21 protein-coding genes are annotated in these 18,768 nt (G+C 69.1%); 19 read left to right on the top strand and 2 right to left on the bottom strand.

The window, feature by feature from the left end:
* Positions 1 to 2: 2 nt before the first annotated feature.
* Positions 3 to 1,601 (bottom strand): hypothetical protein, encoded by a 1,599-nt coding sequence (locus tag KQY30_RS12425; protein WP_254407093.1) that lies wholly within the window; start codon positions 1,599 to 1,601, stop codon positions 3 to 5.
* Positions 1,602 to 1,948: 347 nt separating this feature from the next.
* Here KQY30_RS12425 and KQY30_RS12420 point away from each other — a divergent pair, with 347 nt between their 5' ends.
* The 19 genes from KQY30_RS12420 to KQY30_RS12330 all read left to right on the top strand — a co-directional run bounded on the left by KQY30_RS12420 (position 1,949) and on the right by KQY30_RS12330 (position 18,261).
* The gene (locus tag KQY30_RS12420) at positions 1,949 to 2,827 is read left to right on the top strand and encodes a hypothetical protein (RefSeq protein WP_217306879.1); all 879 of its coding nucleotides are present in this window, start codon (positions 1,949 to 1,951) and stop codon (positions 2,825 to 2,827) included.
* 192 nt (positions 2,828 to 3,019) lie between these two features.
* Entirely contained in the window at positions 3,020 to 3,730 is a 711-nt protein-coding gene (gene cpaB / locus KQY30_RS12415; protein ID WP_217306878.1) for a Flp pilus assembly protein CpaB, read from the top strand.
* 38 nt (positions 3,731 to 3,768) lie between these two features.
* Entirely contained in the window at positions 3,769 to 5,025 is a 1,257-nt protein-coding gene (locus KQY30_RS12410; RefSeq protein ID WP_217306877.1) for an AAA family ATPase, read from the top strand.
* 74 nt (positions 5,026 to 5,099) lie between these two features.
* On the top strand, positions 5,100 to 5,483 hold the full coding sequence (locus KQY30_RS12405; RefSeq protein ID WP_217306876.1) for a TadE/TadG family type IV pilus assembly protein: 384 nt from the start codon (positions 5,100 to 5,102) through the stop codon (positions 5,481 to 5,483).
* Positions 5,484 to 5,485: 2 nt separating this feature from the next.
* Complete coding sequence (locus KQY30_RS12400; protein ID WP_254407092.1) at positions 5,486 to 5,914, top strand: TadE family protein; 429 nt, start codon at positions 5,486 to 5,488, stop codon at positions 5,912 to 5,914.
* 88 nt (positions 5,915 to 6,002) lie between these two features.
* Positions 6,003 to 7,343, top strand: coding sequence for a CpaF family protein (locus KQY30_RS12395; RefSeq protein ID WP_217306875.1), 1,341 nt, complete (start codon positions 6,003 to 6,005; stop codon positions 7,341 to 7,343).
* Positions 7,344 to 7,424: 81 nt separating this feature from the next.
* Entirely contained in the window at positions 7,425 to 8,366 is a 942-nt protein-coding gene (locus KQY30_RS12390) for a type II secretion system F family protein (protein WP_217306874.1), read from the top strand.
* A 15-nt stretch (positions 8,367 to 8,381) separates the two neighbouring features.
* Positions 8,382 to 9,269 carry a DUF5936 domain-containing protein gene (locus KQY30_RS12385; protein WP_217306873.1) on the top strand — a complete coding sequence of 296 codons (888 nt, stop codon included), beginning with the start codon at positions 8,382 to 8,384 and terminating at the stop codon, positions 9,267 to 9,269.
* Between the two features lie 71 nt (positions 9,270 to 9,340).
* Entirely contained in the window at positions 9,341 to 10,681 is a 1,341-nt protein-coding gene (locus KQY30_RS12380; protein ID WP_217306872.1) for a sensor histidine kinase, read from the top strand.
* Positions 10,682 to 10,782: 101 nt separating this feature from the next.
* Positions 10,783 to 11,883, top strand: a complete 1,101-nt coding sequence (locus tag KQY30_RS12375; protein WP_217306871.1) for a response regulator transcription factor — start codon at positions 10,783 to 10,785, stop codon at positions 11,881 to 11,883.
* Between the two features lie 194 nt (positions 11,884 to 12,077).
* On the top strand, positions 12,078 to 12,314 hold the full coding sequence (locus KQY30_RS12370) for a hypothetical protein (protein ID WP_217306870.1): 237 nt from the start codon (positions 12,078 to 12,080) through the stop codon (positions 12,312 to 12,314).
* 2 nt (positions 12,315 to 12,316) lie between these two features.
* Positions 12,317 to 12,994, top strand: a complete 678-nt coding sequence (locus KQY30_RS12365; protein ID WP_217306869.1) for a pilus assembly protein TadG-related protein — start codon at positions 12,317 to 12,319, stop codon at positions 12,992 to 12,994.
* Positions 12,995 to 13,024: 30 nt separating this feature from the next.
* Positions 13,025 to 13,615 carry a hypothetical protein gene (locus tag KQY30_RS12360; protein ID WP_217306868.1) on the top strand — a complete coding sequence of 197 codons (591 nt, stop codon included), beginning with the start codon at positions 13,025 to 13,027 and terminating at the stop codon, positions 13,613 to 13,615.
* A gap of 95 nt (positions 13,616 to 13,710) precedes the next feature.
* Positions 13,711 to 14,277: an OmpA family protein gene (locus tag KQY30_RS12355; RefSeq protein ID WP_254407579.1), complete on the top strand. Its 567-nt coding sequence runs from the start codon at positions 13,711 to 13,713 to the stop codon at positions 14,275 to 14,277.
* Between the two features lie 210 nt (positions 14,278 to 14,487).
* Positions 14,488 to 16,095 (top strand): Hint domain-containing protein, encoded by a 1,608-nt coding sequence (locus KQY30_RS12350; protein ID WP_217306866.1) that lies wholly within the window; start codon positions 14,488 to 14,490, stop codon positions 16,093 to 16,095.
* 43 nt (positions 16,096 to 16,138) lie between these two features.
* The gene (locus KQY30_RS12345; RefSeq protein ID WP_217306865.1) at positions 16,139 to 16,747 is read left to right on the top strand and encodes a hypothetical protein; all 609 of its coding nucleotides are present in this window, start codon (positions 16,139 to 16,141) and stop codon (positions 16,745 to 16,747) included.
* A 249-nt stretch (positions 16,748 to 16,996) separates the two neighbouring features.
* A complete protein-coding gene (locus KQY30_RS12340; protein WP_217306864.1) occupies positions 16,997 to 17,434 on the top strand; it encodes a hypothetical protein in 438 nt (145 codons plus the stop codon).
* A 24-nt stretch (positions 17,435 to 17,458) separates the two neighbouring features.
* Positions 17,459 to 17,842 (top strand): hypothetical protein, encoded by a 384-nt coding sequence (locus KQY30_RS12335; RefSeq protein ID WP_217306863.1) that lies wholly within the window; start codon positions 17,459 to 17,461, stop codon positions 17,840 to 17,842.
* The gene (locus KQY30_RS12330) at positions 17,839 to 18,261 is read left to right on the top strand and encodes a hypothetical protein (RefSeq protein ID WP_217306862.1); all 423 of its coding nucleotides are present in this window, start codon (positions 17,839 to 17,841) and stop codon (positions 18,259 to 18,261) included. Before KQY30_RS12335 ends, KQY30_RS12330 begins: the two co-directional genes overlap by 4 nt.
* Here the strand turns inward: KQY30_RS12330 and KQY30_RS12325 are convergent.
* Positions 18,254 to 18,682 carry a DUF192 domain-containing protein gene (locus KQY30_RS12325; protein WP_217306861.1) on the bottom strand — a complete coding sequence of 143 codons (429 nt, stop codon included), beginning with the start codon at positions 18,680 to 18,682 and terminating at the stop codon, positions 18,254 to 18,256. The two genes, KQY30_RS12330 and KQY30_RS12325, sit on opposite strands and share 8 nt — an antisense overlap.
* Positions 18,683 to 18,768: the final 86 nt, after the last annotated feature.

Below are 18,768 nucleotides of genomic sequence, written 5' to 3'. Positions count from 1 at the left end.
GGTCAGTTCGCACAGTAGCTGTACGGGAGGTAGCTGCGGCTGTCCCCGTGGGGCGCACCGAGGAACTCCGCCTGGTCAAGGGTCTCTTCCTTCTTCTCGGTGGAGACGGAGAAGCCCAGGCTCAGCCCCAGGTTCAGTTCGAAGCCGTACTCCGCCGCGTTCGTCTGGCCGGTGTAGGTCGTCCGGCTGGACAGGCCCTCGTCGAACAGGAGCTGTCCGAACGGGTCGTCCGCGCCCGGCCGCTTCGTCGGCGCGTGGTCGTCGAACATGTAGGTGAAGGGCGCGGCGTTGTCGCCGTGGCCGTCCAGCCACTCCTGGGCGATACGGCGCTGCTTGTCGCCGTCGCTGCCCGGCGGGATGACGACGGAGTTGGTGACGACCTCGATCCCGGTGCTCTGGTCGCCGCCCTTCGCACCGCCGCTGCCGCCGCGCTTGTCGTCGCCGCTCTTGCCGTTGTCGCCGCCGAGCTTCGCGCCGTCCTTGGTGGCGCCCTTCTCGACCGTACGGGTCATGTCGATCCGCAGCAGCTCGCCGGTCTTCTTGTCGTGCGTGACGGTGATCGTGCCGGTCCGGGTGACCGAGCCGGAGGACTCGCCGCTGAGGGGCCCGGCCTCGTACCCGACCTTGCCGCCGTACTCGATGGCCGCGCTGTACGTGTACGCCTTGGTGCCCTTGAAGTCGTTGTCCGTCCAGGTCACTTCGGGGGAGAACTTGAAGTTGCCGCCGAGGGTGCCGCTCAGCTTCTTCTCGTCGCCCGCCGACAGCTTGAGCCCGCCGGCCGCGCTGGCCTCCAGGCCGACCTTGCCGTAGCTGATGTGGCGCTTGCCGAGCTTCTCGTCGATGCGCTTGCGGAGCTTCTCCTCCTCGGCCATCGGACCCTTGCCGAAGAGATAGAGGATGCTGTTGCCGAGACCGCCGCCGCGCGCGTTGGCGTTGCGGTTGGCCAGCTCGTACGTCTTCAGCGATTCGATGTCGTCGCGGAAGGCGGCGGCCTCCGCCTCGCTGTTGAAGACCCAGGTGTCGCCGTTGGTGACCTTGATCCCCGCGCCGAGTTCGACCTTGTCGGCTCCGAACTTGCCGATTTTCGCGCCCGGTTTCCAGTCCTTCTTGGCCGCTATGGAAGCGGCGTCGGTGAAGGTCATCATCACCTGCAGGTCGTTGGCGTCGACCGTACCGTCCTTGTTGACATCGGTGTTGGCCTGGAAGGTCGTCTGCTGGAAGCCGTACTCCTCGCCCCACTCGATGAAGAGGACCTTCGCCTTCGCGCCCGCCTTGTCGGTGACCGAGGAGATCTGGCAGAGCGGCGGCTCGTAGTCGGCGTCGGTCTTGGGCTGTGCCTGGTCAGCGGTGCCGCCGCCTGCGGTGCACGGGCCGCTGAAGCTCACCAGACAGCGCAGATTGGTGGCGAGGGTCTCGTCGACACCCGTACCGACCATCGCGCCGGCGACCGCCGCCACCACCACGATCACACCGACATACTCGGTGGCCGTGACACCGCGGTCGCGCCTGCCGCCCCGGACCTGACGCAGACCCAGGCCCGGGCCCGTATGCCCGCGCCGATGCCCGAAGAGGCCCGGGGCCCGCTCCGTTTCCCGTCTCATCCCGACCGTCCCCCTCGGTGACCGCGCGCCTTTCGCGCGCGGAATCGGAATGGGAGCGTACGAGCGCGGGCAGAGCCGGGGCGTGGGTCCCTGGGCCCAACCCGGGCCCAAACCATCGGGTTTGGAGGCGAAATTCCATCGATTCGAATATTCATTGAAACATGAGTGAACAGGTGACTGCTTCGCCCGAGTTTGCCGGTGCTTGCCACCTCAAAGTTGGGTCACCGGTATCTGAGAGGTGTTCTCCGTGCGGGGAGTCCTGGATAAAGTGCGGGGGCAGAAGCCCGGAGCAGGAGAGAACCGCGGTCGCCGGAACGCCGACGGCCGGTGCTGAACGGGGAACCAGCGTGCCGACCGCGATTGCTGTCACCAGTCCTGATCTGGTGCTGCCACCGACGGACCATCAGACGCCCACCGCGGCGCTGCTACAGTCGCCCGACGCCCAGCCCCTGGACGCGGCGCTCGCCGACATGCAAGTGCTCGTGGAGCAGCACGGCTATGTGATCGGCCTCTACCCGGCCTCCATCCCGGCCGCCCACGAACGGCGGCTGCACACGGTCAGGTCGATGCTGGAGAGCGACCGGATCGCCCTGCTCAAGCTCGATCTGCCGCCGCTGGGCGTGGCCGTGCTGGTGCGCCAGTTGCGGCAGTTGTCGATCTGCGACTTCAGTGCCGGAATCGTCGCCTCCGCGGCCCGGCTGCTCTCGCACTACATCTACTCCGGGGCGCTGCTCAACTCCGTCACCAAGCTCGACCGGGTGCCGGTGAGCCTCAAGTCCCATGCCAAGTCCTGGGTGCCGGGGTCGCAGTTCGGTGTCCTCGCCAACCCGGAACCTCAATTGATCAAGATCGGAAACGGTGAGCTCACCGGTCCGGACTTCGGTACACAACTGATGGTCGGAAAGGGGCAATTGCAGTCGGACTGGGTGACCTCGACACTGGCGCCCGCCTGGCGGGTCCAGGGAATTCAGGAGAGCGCCCTTCCCTCCGATTCGCCTCGGTGGTGGGGAACTTCCAAGATGATCGAGTTCGCGGCCTTCCTGCCGGACATCTCCGTTCTCTATCAGTTGGTTTCCTCCGTACGGCGAGAGGTCTGTTCCTGGTGCGGTATCGAACTGATAGGTGACCGCTGCGGATTCTGCTCGGCGCCCGTCAACCCGCCCGAGAACCACGGGCGCGCGACCGGCGTCCAGAACCAGGGAGCGCCTATCCGGCGCGGGTCATAACCCCGGGAGCGGGCAGCGGCCCCGCGCGGATCCGGCCGGTGGCGGCGCCGCCGGTCAGGCCCCGTCGGTCCGGCACCCGCACATCGCCCGCCTCACCGGCCCCGGCTGATCTCCCGAACGCTTCCGACTCCGTACTCCTGCTCCTGCCCACGCACTCGTACTCATACATCTCCGAACGAGGTTGTTCCGCCCATGAATTCACGGCAACGCCGCGGCGTCATACTCCTTCTGCTCTCGGTGCTCTGCGCCTTCGCCGCCTTCGCCGGTGTTCTCTCGGTGATCAGCGACGTGAATTCGAAGGTCGGCCCCGAGGTCGCCGCGTACCGGCTGAAAGAGGACGTGGCACCGTACACCGCGCTCCAGGCCAATCAGTTCGAGAAGATCACCATGCCGAAGCGGTGGCTCTCGGACAACGCGGTGACCGACCTGGCCGTCGTGAGCGGCAAGATCGCCGTCACCCAGCTCAAGAAGGGCTCGCTGCTCCAGGACGACATGATCGTCAAGCGGCCCGCGCTCGCCAACGACGAGCAGGAGATCGCCATCATGATCGACGCCGCGACCGGAGTCGCAGGCAAGATCACCCCCGGCGACCTGGTCAATATCTTCGCCACCTTCGCCGGTGAGAACGACGGCGCCCGCGCCCAGTCCCGGATCATCGTCTCCAACGCCAAGGTCATCGACGTGGGCCGGCTCACCGCGCTGGAACCCGACCAGGGCGACAGGAACCGCAGCGCGGTCAGGCAGGCCGTGCCCATCACCTTCGCGCTGAAGACCAAAGACGCGCAGCGCGTCGCGTACGCCGAGTCCTTCGCCCAGCACGTACGGCTCGCGCTCCTCGCCGACGGCAGCCCGACGACGCTGCGTCCGGGGGAGAGCACCTACACCCTCGAAGGGGACAAGTGAGGGACCGAAGAACCGAAGAAGGGGACAAGTGAGGACTGATGACCACCCGAATCCTCCCGGTCGTCGGTGACGCCGACGCCGCGCGGTCCATCACCACCCTGCTCAGCCAGCTTCCCGACGCGGAGCCGGCCGCGCCGGTCGGTGACTCGACCTCGCTGATCGACACCCTGGGACGGCTGGCGGCCGAGTCGATCGACGAACTGCCGGAGGTCGTGCTGGTCCATGAACGGATCGGCCCGGTACCGGCACTCGAACTGATTCGGGAGGTGGCCCTCCGGTTCCCCGCCGTCGGGGTCATCCTGGTGACCAAGGACGCGGGCCCCGGCCTGTTCTCGGCCGCGATGGACGCGGGCGCCCGCGGACTGGTCGGGCTCCCGCTGTCGTACGAGGAACTCGCCCAGCGTGTCCAGGCCGCGGCCGGCTGGTCGGTCGGGGTACGGCGCCATCTCGGCCAGGGCGCCGAGGTGTTCACCGGCCCCGGCGGTACGGTCGTCACGGTCAGCGGCGCCAAGGGCGGGGTCGGTACGACCCTGATCGCGGTGCAGCTCGCCCTGGCCGCCAAGGCGTCCGGCATGAACACCGCGCTCGTGGATCTGGACCTCCAGTCCGGGGACGTCGCCTCGTACCTCGATGTGCAGTTCCGCCGGTCGATCGTGGACCTCTCCACCATCCAGGACATATCACCCCGAGTGCTCCAGGACGCGGTCTTCATCCACCCCAGCGGCATGGGCCTGCTGCTGGCGCCGGGGGAGGGCGAGCGCGGCGAAGAGGTCAACGAACGCTCCGTACGCCAGATCGTCAGCGCTCTGCGCAACCGGTACGAAGTCGTCATCGTCGACTGCGGCACCCAGATGAACAGCGCGAACGCGGCCGCCATCGAGATGGCCGACACCACCCTCCTGGTGACCACCCCCGACGTGGTGTCGGTGCGCGCCGCCAAGCGCATGGTCCGCCTCTGGGACCGGCTCCAGATCCGCAAGGCGGAGGAGACGGTGACGGTCGTCAACCGCTACAACAGGAACACCGAGATCCAGCCGCCCCTCATCGAACGGATCACCAGCACCCAGGTCTCCCGGGTGGTCATCCCGGCCAACTTCAAGGAACTCCAGTCGGCGGTGGACGCGGGCCGCATGCAGGACCTGGAGTCCAAGTCCGTGGTCAAGCAGGCGATGTGGGGCCTGGCCGGCGAACTGGGTCTGGTGAAGGTGCCGGAAGGCGGCGAGAAACAGGGCAAGTTCAGAGGAGACCGCGGATCGGTCGGCGTCCTTCGCGGACGATCGAAGCCACAGGACTGATGAGCCGGCACACGTCGGAGGGGGCACGTTGAACCATGAACGTCCAAGGAAGAAACGCCGGATGGCGTGAGCGCGTGAACGGCCTGCGCGACCGGCCGTACGACGACCGGGGCCAGGCGGCCGTGGAGTTCATCGGACTCGTCCCGATCATCCTGGGCACGGTCATCCTGCTCTGGCAGGCCGCACTCGTCGGCTACACGTTCTCGCTCGCGGGGAACGCGGCGGACGAGGCGGTACGGGCGGCCACCGTCGCCGAGCCCGGCACCCGCAACGAGGCGTGCAGGGAAGCCGCGCAGGAGGACCTGCCCGGGTCCTGGACCCTCGGCCGCGTGGACTGCACCCCCTCCGACGGGGATCTGGTCACGGCGGACGTCGAGGTCAACATCCCCGTCCTCTTCCCCGGCTTCGACATCCCGGTCGAGGTCACCGGACACGCCTCGGCCGTGAGGGAGAGCTGACCATGCCGAAGCTCATGCGGAAGCGCACACAGCGCACACAGCATGGACAGCACCGCATACGTGGTGGCGTACGGGGTGCCCGCGGCGCACGCGAACAGGGCCAGGCCGCCCTCGAATACGTCGGCGTGATCACCCTGCTGCTCTTCATCGCCCTCGCCGCGATCCAGCTCGGGATCGCCGCGTACGCCATCCAGCAGGCGGGTACGGCCTCGCGCGCGGCGGCGCGTGCCGCGTCGTACAACGAGGCGACCACCAACTACGAGCAGGCGGGCAGGGCCGCGATGAGCGACTGGCTGGCCGACGGGTCCGAGTTCGACAAGACCGAGGCGGGCGACGAGGTCGAGGTCACCGCGAAGGTCAAGATCCCGGCCCTGCTGCCCGTCTTCGACTTCGGCGAGGCCAAGAGGAGAACCACCATGCCCCTCGACTGACCCCCGACCCGCGGTCCTTCGGCCGTACATACGCACCACACACCGGACCAGCACTCCAGCACACCAGCAGAACCTGGGAGTTGAGGACATGAGCCTGCGGGCGCGCATCAACAGCCCCGAGCCGACGAACGGGCACAGCGAGGAGAGTCACCTCGTCGGGGTCTATCGCGCCAAGCTCCTGGAGGAGATCGACCTCGCCGAGATGTCCGCGCTCGCCGCGGCGGAGCGCCGGGCCCGCCTGGAGCGGGTCCTCAGCCACATCATCAGCCGGGAGGGGCCCGTCCTCTCCACCGTCGAACGCTCCCAGCTCATCCGCCGGGTCGTCGACGAGGCCCTCGGCCTCGGCATCCTGGAGCCGCTGCTCGAAGACGCCTCCATCAGCGAGATCATGGTCAACGGCGCCGAGCAGGTCTTCGTCGAGCGCGGCGGCCGGCTGGAGATGCTGCCGATGCGGTTCACCTCCAACGAGCAGCTCATGCAGACCATCGAACGCATCGTCTCCACGGTCAACCGCCGTGTGGACGAGGCGAATCCGATGGTCGACGCCCGGCTCCCGTCCGGCGAGCGTGTCAACGTGATCATCCCGCCGCTCTCGCTGACCGGCCCGATCCTCACCATCCGGCGCTTCCCCAGGGCCTTCAGCCTCCAGGAGATGATCGGCCTCGGCTCGCTGGACGAGCAGATGATGGTCCTGCTGGCCGGTCTGGTGCGCGCCAAGTTCAATGTGATCGTCTCCGGCGCCACCGGCACCGGCAAGACCACCCTGCTCAACTCACTGTCCGGGCTGATCCCCGAAGGCGAGCGCATCGTCACCATCGAGGACTCCGCCGAGCTCCAGCTCCAGCAGTCCCATGTGATCACCCTGGAGAGCCGGCCCGCGAACGTCGAGGGCAAGGGCCAGGTCACCATCCGCGACCTGGTCCGCAACTCGCTGCGTATGCGCCCCGACCGCATCATCGTCGGTGAGGTCCGCGGCGGTGAGACCCTCGACATGCTCCAGGCGATGTCCACCGGTCACGACGGCTCGCTCGCGACCGTCCACGCCAACAGCGCCGAGGACGCGCTGATGCGACTCCAGACCCTGGCCTCCATGTCGGAGGTCGAGATCCCGTTCGTGGCGATCAAGGACCAGATCAACAGCGCCGTCGATGTCATCGTGCAGCTCACCCGGCACGCCGACGGCTCCCGCCGCGTCACCGAGATCGCCATCGTCGACTCGCACGGCCGCGAGGAGTACCGGATCGTCTCGGTCTGCCGCTTTCTCGCCGAACCGATGGCCGCGGACGGCCGTATCCACGGGAAGTTCGAGTACTACCCCGTGCCCCGCCGGGTCGCCGAGCGCCTCTATCTGAAGAGCGAAGCCGTCCCGCCGGCCTTCGGGGTCGCCGAGTCCGAGGCGGACCTGTCCGTACGGAGGTCCGCGGCATGACGCAGACCCCGTCCCCCGGACGCCACCGCACCCACACGCTCCCGAACCACTCCCCGTCCACCGAGAAGGTCCCCGCACGACATGGATAATCTCCCGCTCCTGACGATGGGCGTCACACTGCTCACCTGTGTGCTCGCCGTCATCGGCGTGCACGTCTACTCGTCGGGCAAGGCCCAGCGGCAGGCGCTCGTCCACCGTATGACCCACACGGGCCAGACGTCCGGCGCGACCGGCCGCCGCCAGCGCTTCACCGGCATCGACCGCCAGCTCCGTACGACCGCTCTGGGCAAGCGCATCGAGCGCAAGATCGCCGCCACCGGCCTCGATCTCACCCCCGGCGAGTACGTCGTGTACGTGGTGGCCGGGCTGCTCGCGCTGTACTTCGTCATCGGCGCGATATTCGCGCCCTTCTTCGGGGTGCTGGCCGCGCTGATCGGTGTGTGGGGCGGCAACGCCTTCCTCAACTGGCAGCGGACGAAGCGTACCGAGGCCTTCATCAACCAGTTGCCCGAGCTGACCCGTGTCCTCGCCAACGCCACCCAGGCGGGACTCGCCCTGCGCACGGCCCTCGCCATGGCCGCCGACGAACTCGACAACCCCGCGGGCGAGGAACTGCGCCGGGTCGCCGACGAACTCGCCATCGGCCAGACCATGGACGACGCCCTCAGCGAACTCGCCGACCGGCTGCCCTCGCGCGAGCTGGTCGTCCTCGTCACCACCCTGGTGCTCTCCAGCCGGGCCGGCGGCCAGGTCGTCAGCTCCCTGCGCAACCTCACCGAGACGCTGGAGGAGCGCAAGGAGACCCGGCGCGAGGTCACCACGATGCTCTCCCAGATCAAGGTCACCTCACTGGCGGTCCCCCTGCTCGGTCTCGGCTTCCTGCTGATGATCAACGGTATGGCGCCCGGGGCGCTGGACAAGATGACGGGCTCGGTACTGGGCCAGGCCGGGGTCGTCGTGGCCTTCGGCATGTACGCCGTCGGTTTCTTCCTGATCCGGCGCATGTCCCGGGTCCAGGTCTGAGAAGGGGGAGAGATCATGAGCCTGCTGCTCTCGCTCGTCTTCGGACTGGCCGTCTACGGCGTCTTCCACGGCGTCCGTCTCTACCGCGCCGACGCCAAGCTCCCCGGAGACCTGGCGATCGCCCTGGAGGTCGGCGCGACCCGTACCACCGCGGTGGGATCGGGCATCGACCGGCTCGGTATGCGCTGGGCCCCCGACATCCTCCGGATGATGGGCCCGAAGCGGGTCGACGCGCTGCGCCGCCGACTCGACATGGCGGGCAACCCCGGCGGTATGACCGTCGACCGCTACGCCGCCCGCCGCGCCGTCTACGGATTCCTCGGCGTGCTGGCCGGGTTCGCCCTGCTGCTACGGGGACAGCCGGTCATCGCCATCGTCGCCCTGGCGTACGGACTGGTGTGGACCGATGTCATCCTCCGCGCCCATATCCGCAAGCGCAAGGACGACATCGAGCGCACCCTGCCCGACTTCCTCGATGTGCTCGCCGTCGTCGTCTCCGCCGGACTCGGTTTCCGCCAGGCCCTGGAGCGCGTCGCCGAGAAGTACAAGGGGCCGTGGTCCGACGAACTCCGCATCACCCTGCGCCAGATGGACATGGGCGTCAGCCGCCGGGACGCCTTCGAGCAGCTCCGCAAGCGCAATGCCTCGGAGCAGGTGTCGATGTTCGTCACCGCGCTCCAGCAGGGCGAGGAGCTGGGCGCGCCCATCGTCGACACCCTGATCCAGATCGCCAACGACATGCGGCGTGCCGACTCGCAGAACGCCCGGCGCAGGGCGGCGCAGGCCGTTCCGAAGACCACGCTCGTCGTCACCATGGTCATGCTCCCGGCGACCATGATCCTGATCGTGCTCAGCTTCTACTACGGCTCGGGCGTCGACTTCGGGGACATTCTCGGCCAGTGACAGGCCCGTACGCCCCGCACAGACCGCAGGACCCCGGCAGACCGTACGACCCGAACAGGAGGTGACCCACCATGGCCCAGCGGATCGCCACGCTCACCGGCAGCTTCGGCAACGATGTCCCGCGCCCGTCCGACAGCTCCACTCCGACCCGTGTGCCGACTCTGGCGATCCAGGTGAACGCCCTCCAGGCGCTCTGTCGTCAGGTGTTCGCGTTCAGGCTGGCGATGATCGCCCTCGCGGCGCCCTTCGCCCTCAACCGGACGGCACCGGGGCTCGCGATCTGGCTGGTCGGCTCGGCCGTGGTCGTCACCTTCATGGTGTCGTACGTCCTGCTGCGCGACTGGGAGCGGTTCGGGCCCTTCCTGCTGCGCCACCCGGTGCTGCTCGCCGCCGACATGCTCTTCGGCTCGCTGCTGCTGGCCACGGCGTCCCCCGACTCGACACTCGCCTATGTCACCATCTGCACGCCGCTGCTCGCAGGCCTGGTGTACGGCTGGCGCGGTGCCGCGTTCTTCGCCGTACTCCAGTCCCTGATCGTGGCCGCGGCGTACGCCGTCAACAGCGAGGCCGAGGCCGGGTTCAACGCGCTGCTGCTGCCGGGCCTGTGTGTCATCGCGGGCGCGATCGGCAGCACCCTGCGCAATCTGATGCTGGGCTTCGGCACCGCCAGTCAGGCCCTGACCGAGGCCCGCGCCCGGCTCGCGGTGCACGGCGCCGTCGAGGAGGAACGGGCCAGGCTCGCCCGGGAGATGCACGACTCCGTGGCCAAGACCCTGCACGGGCTCGCCATGGCGGCGGACGGACTGGCCGGCTCGGCGGACCGGATGGACCCGCTCACCGTCAAGCACCAGGCGGAGCTGGTCGCCCGCTCGGCACGCCGCGCCGCCGCCGAATCCCGGGAGCTGCTCTCCGATCTGCGGCGCGAGTCGGGGCTGGACGGCGGGGTCGACGTACTGACCGAACTTCGTTCCCGTACCGAGGACTTCGCCCGCCGCCACGGTGTCGAGGCGACCTTCGGACGGCTCAGCCCCGTCGTCGTACCGCCCGTCCCGCACGCAGTGGCCCGGCACGCGCTGACCATCGCCAGCGAGGCCATGGAGAACGCCCAGCGCCACGCCCGCCCCAGCTTTGTGACGGTCTCGGCGGGGGCCGTCGGCGATGTGCTCCGTATCAGCGTGTACGACGACGGCACGGGCCTGCCGCCGGGCACGACCCTCGAAGACCTGCGCCGGGCCGGCCACTTCGGCCTGGTCGGCATGGTCGAGCGGGCCGCGTCCATCGGGGCCCGTATCCGCATCGGCCGGGGCCGTGCCGCCAAGGGCACGGAAGTACGGCTGGAACTGCCGCTCACCGCCCTGCGACCTACTCATGAGGGCCAGTGGGCCGGCCAGCCCGCACCACAGCTCAATTGACACCGAAGCTCACTTGACACCGACCGGGCCCCGAGGGACCAGCACGACCGCACTCCCGCACCGCACCCATCCGACCCCACACTTGAGAGGAGGCCGCAGCCATGCCGGACGACATCTCCAGCAGTTCCGGGCAGCACTGGACACAGCAGTCCCATGTATCGCAGCACACGTCCTCGCACGCCACACCGCTCAGCTCGGAACACACCGCCGGGGTCCCCGTCGCCGCGCCGCCGGCGGCATCCGGAGCACTCCCCGAGGACTTCCCCCTGAAACCGCCCGCCGCGCCGCCGATGCGCGTCGTGGTCGCCGACGACAACCCTGTGGTACGGGCGGGGCTCACCGTCCTGCTCTCCGGGCGTGACGACATCGAAGTGGTCGCGGAGGCCTCGGACGGCCGCCAGGCGTACGAACAGGCCGTCCAGCACCGCCCCGACGTCATCCTGCTGGACGTCAGAATGCCGGGCGTCGACGGGATCTCCGCGCTGCCGCATCTCGTACGGCTGGCACCGGTCATGATGATGACGTACAGCCGCGAGAGCGAGATCGTCCACGAGGCGCTGCGGCTGGGCGCCGGTGGCTATCTCGTGCACGGCGAGTTCACGGCCGACCAACTGGTGCACGCGGTACGGGATGTGAAGCAGGGCCGGGCCCACTTCACCTACTCGGCCTCCAGCGCGCTGCTGGCGACCGTACGGGGCGGTGGCGCGGGTTCCGGGGCGGGCTCCGGCGAAGGGGGCGCGCGTCTGCCGGAGGGCCTGGGAACAGCCTTCACCGGCCCTGGCTATCTGCCCGCGGTACCGGACCAGCCATCTGCACAAGCACATGCCCCGACGCAGGGGCATCCGCCCCATCTTCCGCCAACGTATGTGCAGGCGAGGCAGGTTGACCGAGGATCGGGTACGCAGCAATCCTCTTCAGAGTCTTTGCTTTCGCAAGCGAATGTGGGACATTCTCTTCAGGGGCAGCAGAACGGGCCTGTGGAGGGCCTGTACTCCGAACTGAGCCAGCGGGAGGTGGAGATCATGGACCTGATCGCGTCGGGCATGACCAATCAGCAGATCGCCGCCGCCTGCTTCATCAGCCAGAAGACCGTGAAGAACCACATCAACCGCATCTTCGCCAAGCTCAACGCGGGCAGCCGCGGCGAGGCGATAGCCCTGTGGCACGGACTCGCCCGAGGGGGTGCGGGCGGCCATGGCTGAGCACACACGCGGGGCCCAATCCCCCCGTTGGGCCCGTAGTTGGGCCCTGAGGCCCATGGCGAGGGGTATCTCCCCGGCGTACGTTTCTCATGTCGACAGCGACACCGGCCGGGAGGAAGCCGGGGACGCGAACGACATCACAGACTCGTACGAGTCGGCCGGCAGACGGCCGGCCGACACCGGAGGAGAACACCATGTCGAACATCACGCTGAAGGCCGCCACCGCCGCCAAGGTCTACGTCGGCACCTGGGCGAACACGACCGTCACGGCCATGAAGGCCCGTCGGGACAAGGGTCAGGGCGCTGTCGAGTATGTCGGTGTGATCGTTCTGGTCGCGCTGATCATCGTGGCGATCGTCGGCACGGGTGTGGCCGACGACATCGCGCAGGGTCTGACGGACAAGGTGACCGAGATCCTGGACGCAAGCTGACCATGCGTATCGCTCGTGAGTCAGGGCAGGCCGCTCCCATCTACATCACGATGGTGGCGGGCCTGCTCTTTCTCGCGCTCGCGTTCTTCGCGGTCGGTCAGGCCGGCGCCACCCACAACGGTGCCCAGTCGGCGGCGGACGCCGCCGCTCTGGCGGCGGCCCAGGAGTCCCGGGACCAGTTCCGTGAGGACCTGCTGGGCGGCCTGCTGGACCCCGGTTTCCTGGACGACATCTTCAACGGCAATCCGCTCGGCACATTCGACGGCTGCCAGGCGGCTGGGCGCTTCGCCGACCGGAACGGCGCCGATCTGAAGCCGCCGAACGGATGTGTCTGGGCGTCGGGCGGCAGGTGGGGCTTCACGGTCCGTGTCGTCACCCAGAAGCCGATGGGCGAGAGCATCCTGCCGGGCGCCGCCGACGAGAAGGCCGAGGCCAGTGCCACGGCGGTCGTCGAGCCCCGGTGCAGCTTCGAGCCCGCCGAGGAAGAGTCGGAGTCACCGGGTGACGGCGAGTCACCCGAGGACGGGGACGAGCCGGAGGCCCCGGAAGAGGAGGGGCCGGCCTCACCGGGCGAACTCGTCTGCGACGACAGTGACTCGAATTGGCTCATCGATCCGGAGAATCTGGACCTCCTCCCGGACATGGCCGATCTATTCTCCGTCCGACTGGCGCAGGACTGACCGCGAGCGAACGCAAAGGAAACTGGATTAATGAGTCTGTGGCATGGGGCGAAGGCCCGTAGGGCGGCCGGGGCCGCTCTCGCTGTGGTGGTGCTGAGCGTCTCCCTGAGCGCCTGCGGGGGAGGCGACGGCGGCGGTACGAAGGAAGGCACCAGCGCGTCGTCCTCCGCTCCGGGCGATGACAAGCCCAAGGAGGAGGACGGCCCCACCGTCCCCGACACCAGTAAGACGCTGGTGACCATCGACGGATCCAATGGATTCCAGTTCCTCATCCACAGTGCCGAGCGTGACGGCGGCGGGTTCCTGACGGTGAACGGGACCATCAAGAACGTGAGCGGCAAGCGGCAGGCGCCACGGATCGACTGGAGCGGCCAGGAGACCCAGGTCAAGCGGACCGGGCGTTCGCTGGCCGGTATCACGCTGGTCGACCGGGCGGAGAAGAAGCGCTACTACGTCCTCCGTGACACCGAGGGGTACCCGCTGACCACCACGGGCATCGACGCGTTCGACGACGGCGAGAGCGTCACGTTCTTCGCCCAGTTCCCGGCGCCGCCCGACGCCACCTCGCAGGTCGACATCCAGATCCCCGGTGCGACCTCCGCCACGATTGAGATCTCCTGATGGGCGCCACCACAGCCCGCGTACGCAGGGTCTCCAAGCGCCCGGCGGCGACCGCCATCGCCGCCGTGGTGCTCTTCACCAGCGTCCAGTTCACCATGGCCGCGGGCGCCCGCGCCGACGAGACTCCGAGTACCCCGCCAGGTACGGAGTCGACCTCGCCACCACCCGAGGTGGACGGGAACGCCCCTGGTCTCAAACTCAGAGGCGGTGCCACACTCGCCCCCGCCAAGGTGCTCGACATCATCTCGGTCGTCGAGTCCGAGGGCGGTGAGGAGCGGCGCGAGGACACCAATGAGAACGTGAAGTTCGCGCTCCAGGCCGAAGTCCTCTTCGGCAAGGACAGCGCCAAGCTGTCCCCCGCCGCGAACTCCCGTATCGCCGCCATCGCCGACGAGATCAAGAAGCAGGGCGCCGCGAAGGTCCGGGTCTTCGGCTTCACGGACGATCTCGGCTCGGCCGCCCATGGAGACGTCCTCTCCAAGCAGCGTGCCGAGGCCGTCCACGGGGTTCTCGACCAGGAGCTGGCCTCGGCCGGCATCACATACGAGATCCGCGGTTACGGCGAGCAGTACCCGATCGCCGACAACAGCACCGAGGAAGGCCGCAAGAAGAACCGGCGGGTCGAGGTCTCCTTCCCGCGCGGTGAGAACTCGCAGAATTGATGCTCCGTCAGATTCCTTGCTGAGCTGAGCTGAGCCGGGCTGAGAAGCACAAGCCGGGCCCGGGGCCCGGTCCATGGCGAAAGCCGCGGACCGGGCCCCTTGCGTATTTGAGTCCCGGATTGGGTCCCAGGGCCCACGACTGTCCGTTAATGCGCGCATAACCTCGCTTTCATGTCGCCACTGGGGGTAGTGCGTCGTTTTTGTCGTCGCGTGCGGCGGGTCGTGCCGCGTACGGATACGCGATTGCTGGGCCTGCGCAGAGCGCAGCGCGGCCAGGGGACCATCGAGTACGTCGGGCTTGTGGTGATCGTGGCCGCGATCGTCGGCACACTGGTGGCCACCGGGGCCGGACCGACCATCGCCGAGGGTCTCAGCACCCAGGTGTGCCGGATCACCGGCGGGAGCAACTGCGGTGGCGGAGGCGGCGACAGCACCGAAGCCTCGGACGACGAGGACCAAGAGGGCGACGACCAGCAGGGCGACCCCGCAGATCCCTCAGACCCTGGCGACCCCGGTGACCCCGGCGACCCGGCCGACCCCGTCTCCGACGACCCGGGCGAGCCCGGCGAGAAGTCCCAGACCCAGATCGACTACGAAGCCGCCCTCAAGGAACTCCAGGACGCCCAGGCCGCCGAACAGGCCGACTCCGACAAGGCCAAGGAAGCCGCCAAGGAACTCGCGAAGATCCTCGCCGACGAGCTGGGCATCACCGACGCCCTCGACTGCATCACCAAGGGCGACATGGGCGCCTGCACCGAGACCCTCGTCAATGTGCTGCTCAGCCTGGTCGGCGGCGCCGTCGGCAAGCTCGCCGCCAAGTACGGCGCCCCGTGGAAGTGGAAGAAGGCCGTCGCACTCATCAAGGCCCTCAAGAAGCACGGCGGGGATCTGTACGACGGCATCAAGGGCCTGATCAAGAACCGCAAGCGCGTCAGCGAGGCCGAGGACAGACTCGCCGACGCGAAACGCAAGCTCGACGCCGACAAACCCAAGGACCCCGAAGACCCGGACAACCCGAAGGATCCGGACAAGCAGCCCACCGCCTGCCCCGTCCGCCACAGCTTCCTGCCCGGCACCCCCGTGCTCCTCGCCGACGGCCGCCGGATGGCCATCGACCGGGTTCCCGTGGGCGCCCGCGTCCTCGCCACCGACCCGGTGACCGGTGTGACCGCGGCGCGGCCCGTCGTACGGACCATCACCACCCACGACGACAAGGACTTCACCCGCCTCACCGTCGCCACCCCCTCGGGCCCCGCGGCCATCACGGCCACCGACACCCACCCGTTCTGGCTCACCGGCCGCGGCCGCTGGACGGACGCCGCCGACATCCGTCCCGGCGACGACCTCCGTACGCCCTCGGGCGCGCCCATGCGGGTCGTGACGACCGGCCGCTTCACCGAGCGCCGGACCACCCATGACCTCACGGTCGCGGACATCCACTCGTACTACGTCTTCGCCGGCTCCGTCCCCGCCCTGGTGCACAACCAGGACATCTGCGAGCCGCTGACCCGCGAACAGCTCGACGAGGCGTACAAGGCCAACAACTCCCAGAAGGTCCTCGACCATGTCTTCAACAAGGCCGATCACGGCTTCGACGATCTGGTCCGCAAGTCGGGCGGCCGCGAGCAGGCACTGAAGAAGATCATCGACAGTCTGGGCGACGGCCCCATGACCCAGAAGCCCGGTGGCCAGCCGGGCGAATTCGAACTCAGCCGGGTCGTCGAGGGCGAAACCGTCACCATCCGCGGGCGTATGGTCAACGGGATCGCCCGGATCAGCACCGCGTTCATCCCCGCCAAGCACCCGGGAAACAGGTAACACGTCCATGGACCGAGTGGATGTGGATATGGATCAGGTGGATATGGATCAGGTGGGTCAGGAGTACGCCGAGGTCAAGAGGCTTGCCCAGGAGGAGGGTTCGACCACCCGGCTGCTCGACTACGTACAGGTCGTCTTCGGCCTGGAGTGGTTCGACGAGGAGAGCGCGGCGGTCGCCACCGTCATCCGCGTCGCCGCCGAGCACCCCGAAGAACCCCGCGCCGCCCTCCTCTTCTCGCACAGTGCCCTGCACATCCAGCTCGACGAGGACGCCGTCCGCCGCGGCGGTGAACTGCTGTCGCGGATCGCGGAGGATTCGCCGTACTGGCCCCTGGCCGCCGTCCAGTTGGCCGCCGTCAACGAGTGGAACGGCGTGGACCGCAGCGACCCGGAGCTGACGTTCCGGCTCATCGCGGAGTCGGTGGCGCGCGCCCCCGAGCTGACCTCCAACACCTCCTGGCTCGGCCGCCTGTACGCGCGGCGCGGCGATACGGCGCAGGCCCGGCGGTATCTGGAGCAGGCCAGGTCGAACATCCTGGGGGAGCGCGAGCGGGCCGCCCTCTCACTGGTCGAGCGCGCCTGGCACGAGTGCTTCACCGGCCGCCTCGCCTCGCCGGTCGGCATCGAGATGGACCTCGCCGCCCTCCCCTGACCCTCCTGGCCGCGGCGCGCGCCGGGAGCGGACCCCGCGCGCGCCCCGGCAGCGGACCCCGTGGCGCACCCCGTGGCGGGGACCTCGTGGCGGACCCACCCGACGAGTGAGCCCCGAGGTGGGTCCTGGGGCCCATGACCGGGTCGGGCGCGGGGCGTAGCGTCGCGTTCCCGATGGGGTTGTTGTGTACGTCCGTGACTCATCCACACGCTTCCGCGAACGCCGGAGCCGTTGACGGGGGAACGTACCGTGATCTGCAATTTCCTGCTCACCAGACCTCTGGAGCCGACCGAGCTCGCCGAGGTTCTCGCCGCCGTCGTACGGGTGCCCCACCGCCAGGTGGACGTCCGCGCCGGCCGTGACGCACTCGGGGAGCGCGACTGGGACGCGTTCGTCCTCTGTACGTACCATCCGGCGCGCGGCGATGTGGCGATGAGCCTGGACATCCAGGTCCAGCCCGCCACGGCGGTGTACGGCGCGCCCGCCACCGAGCCGGAACTGGCCGCCGCCTTCGCCGGTGCCACCGGGGTCGCCGTGCTCCACCCGGACGACCGTATCGACCCGGACACCTACTGGCTCACGGCCCCGACGGGCACGGTCACCCGGGCCCGGCTCCTTGCCGCCGACGACGAGCCGACGACGTACACCGTGAACCCGGACGGGCTCCTCAGCCCGTGCGGTGCCTGAAGACCTCGGGAAAGGGGAGAAGCCATGACGACCACGCGCACGCACACCGCGGGTACGCCGGGCATGTCACGGCGCGTCGTCCTGGCCGCGACGGCGGCCGCGCTCGCCCTGGGCCTCACCGGCGCCTGCGGCGGCGAGGACGCCCCGGCGAAGGGCGAGGGCCCCAAGGCCCCGGCAACGGCCACGGACCCCGCCCCCGCCGCCGGAAAGCCGTCCCCGGAGCCGACGCCCCGCCCCGGTCTCACCGGTGTCGGCGCGAGCGACGGAAGGGTGCTCGGCCAGGGCGAGCTGGACCGGGCGGTGCTCGCCACCGGCGATGTGTCCGGCTTCACCGCCGAACCGATGGCCGGCCCGCCGCCGGGGGCGAGAGCGCCGGGAAGGCCGAGTGCCGGCCCCTCACCGCCGTGATCAACGGCAGGCCGGAGCCGCTCGCCAAGGCCGTCGCGTACCGGCAGCTCGTCGGCCCCGACGAACGCGGCCCGGCCGTGTCAGAGTTTCTGTCCGCCCATGGTGAGCAGGGCGCGACCGCCTTGCTGAGCCGTCTCCGTACCGCCGTCACGGCCTGCGCCGACGGCTTCACCGCGACCGGCGGCGACGGCCCGTCCACCTACACCGGGGTGAAGCCGCTGCCCCCGGTGAAGGCCGGTGACGACGCGCTCGCCTACCAGGTGACGGGCGACTTCGAGGGCGAACCGGTCCCGCTGGTGTTCCATCTCGTACGGGTCGGCGGCACCGTGGCCACGTTCTATACGGCCAACTTCGAGGACGGCAGGACTCCGGAACTGCCCCCGGCCCTGCTCACCGCCCAGGTCACCAAGCTCAGCTAGCGCTCCCTGACACCTGGTCAGGGACCGAGACGCTCACCCGGGTGCCCGGGCGCAGGCCCCAGCGTGCCATCGCGCCCGCCTCCGCCTCCAGTACGTGGCGGGCCTTCCAGCGCGGCATGGCGAGCCGCCCCGGCCGCAGCGTATGGACGTCGACGACCGTCAACTCCTTGTCCAGGTACGCCACATCGATCGTGAAGCGCATCCGGAAACTGTGCACGCTGTTGCACGGGGTGATCAGCAGCGCGCCGTCGATCCCGTCGCGCCCCAGCAGCCCGCGCCGCCGTGTCCCGTACGAGGCGGCGATCTCCAGATCCACCGATCCGGCCTGCGATCCGCCCCGCGATCCGTCCTGCGACTCGTCCTGCGATCCGTCCTGCGCCGGGACCGTCAGCCGCCCCTTGCCGTTCCGCCAAGTGCCCATGGCCGTAGACCGTAGCGCCCGCCGCCTGCCCCGCAAGCCCTGGCCGCCCTCTCTGGGCCCCAGGGCCCGTCGTACGGGTCCTGGAG

The sequence above is a fragment of the Streptomyces sp. GMY02 genome (assembly GCF_019056675.1).
In the GTDB taxonomy this organism is placed as follows: Bacteria; Actinomycetota; Actinomycetes; order Streptomycetales; family Streptomycetaceae; genus Streptomyces; species Streptomyces odonnellii.
Note: the sequence above shows the minus strand (reverse complement) of the source record. Positions and strands in the feature narration are given on the sequence as shown.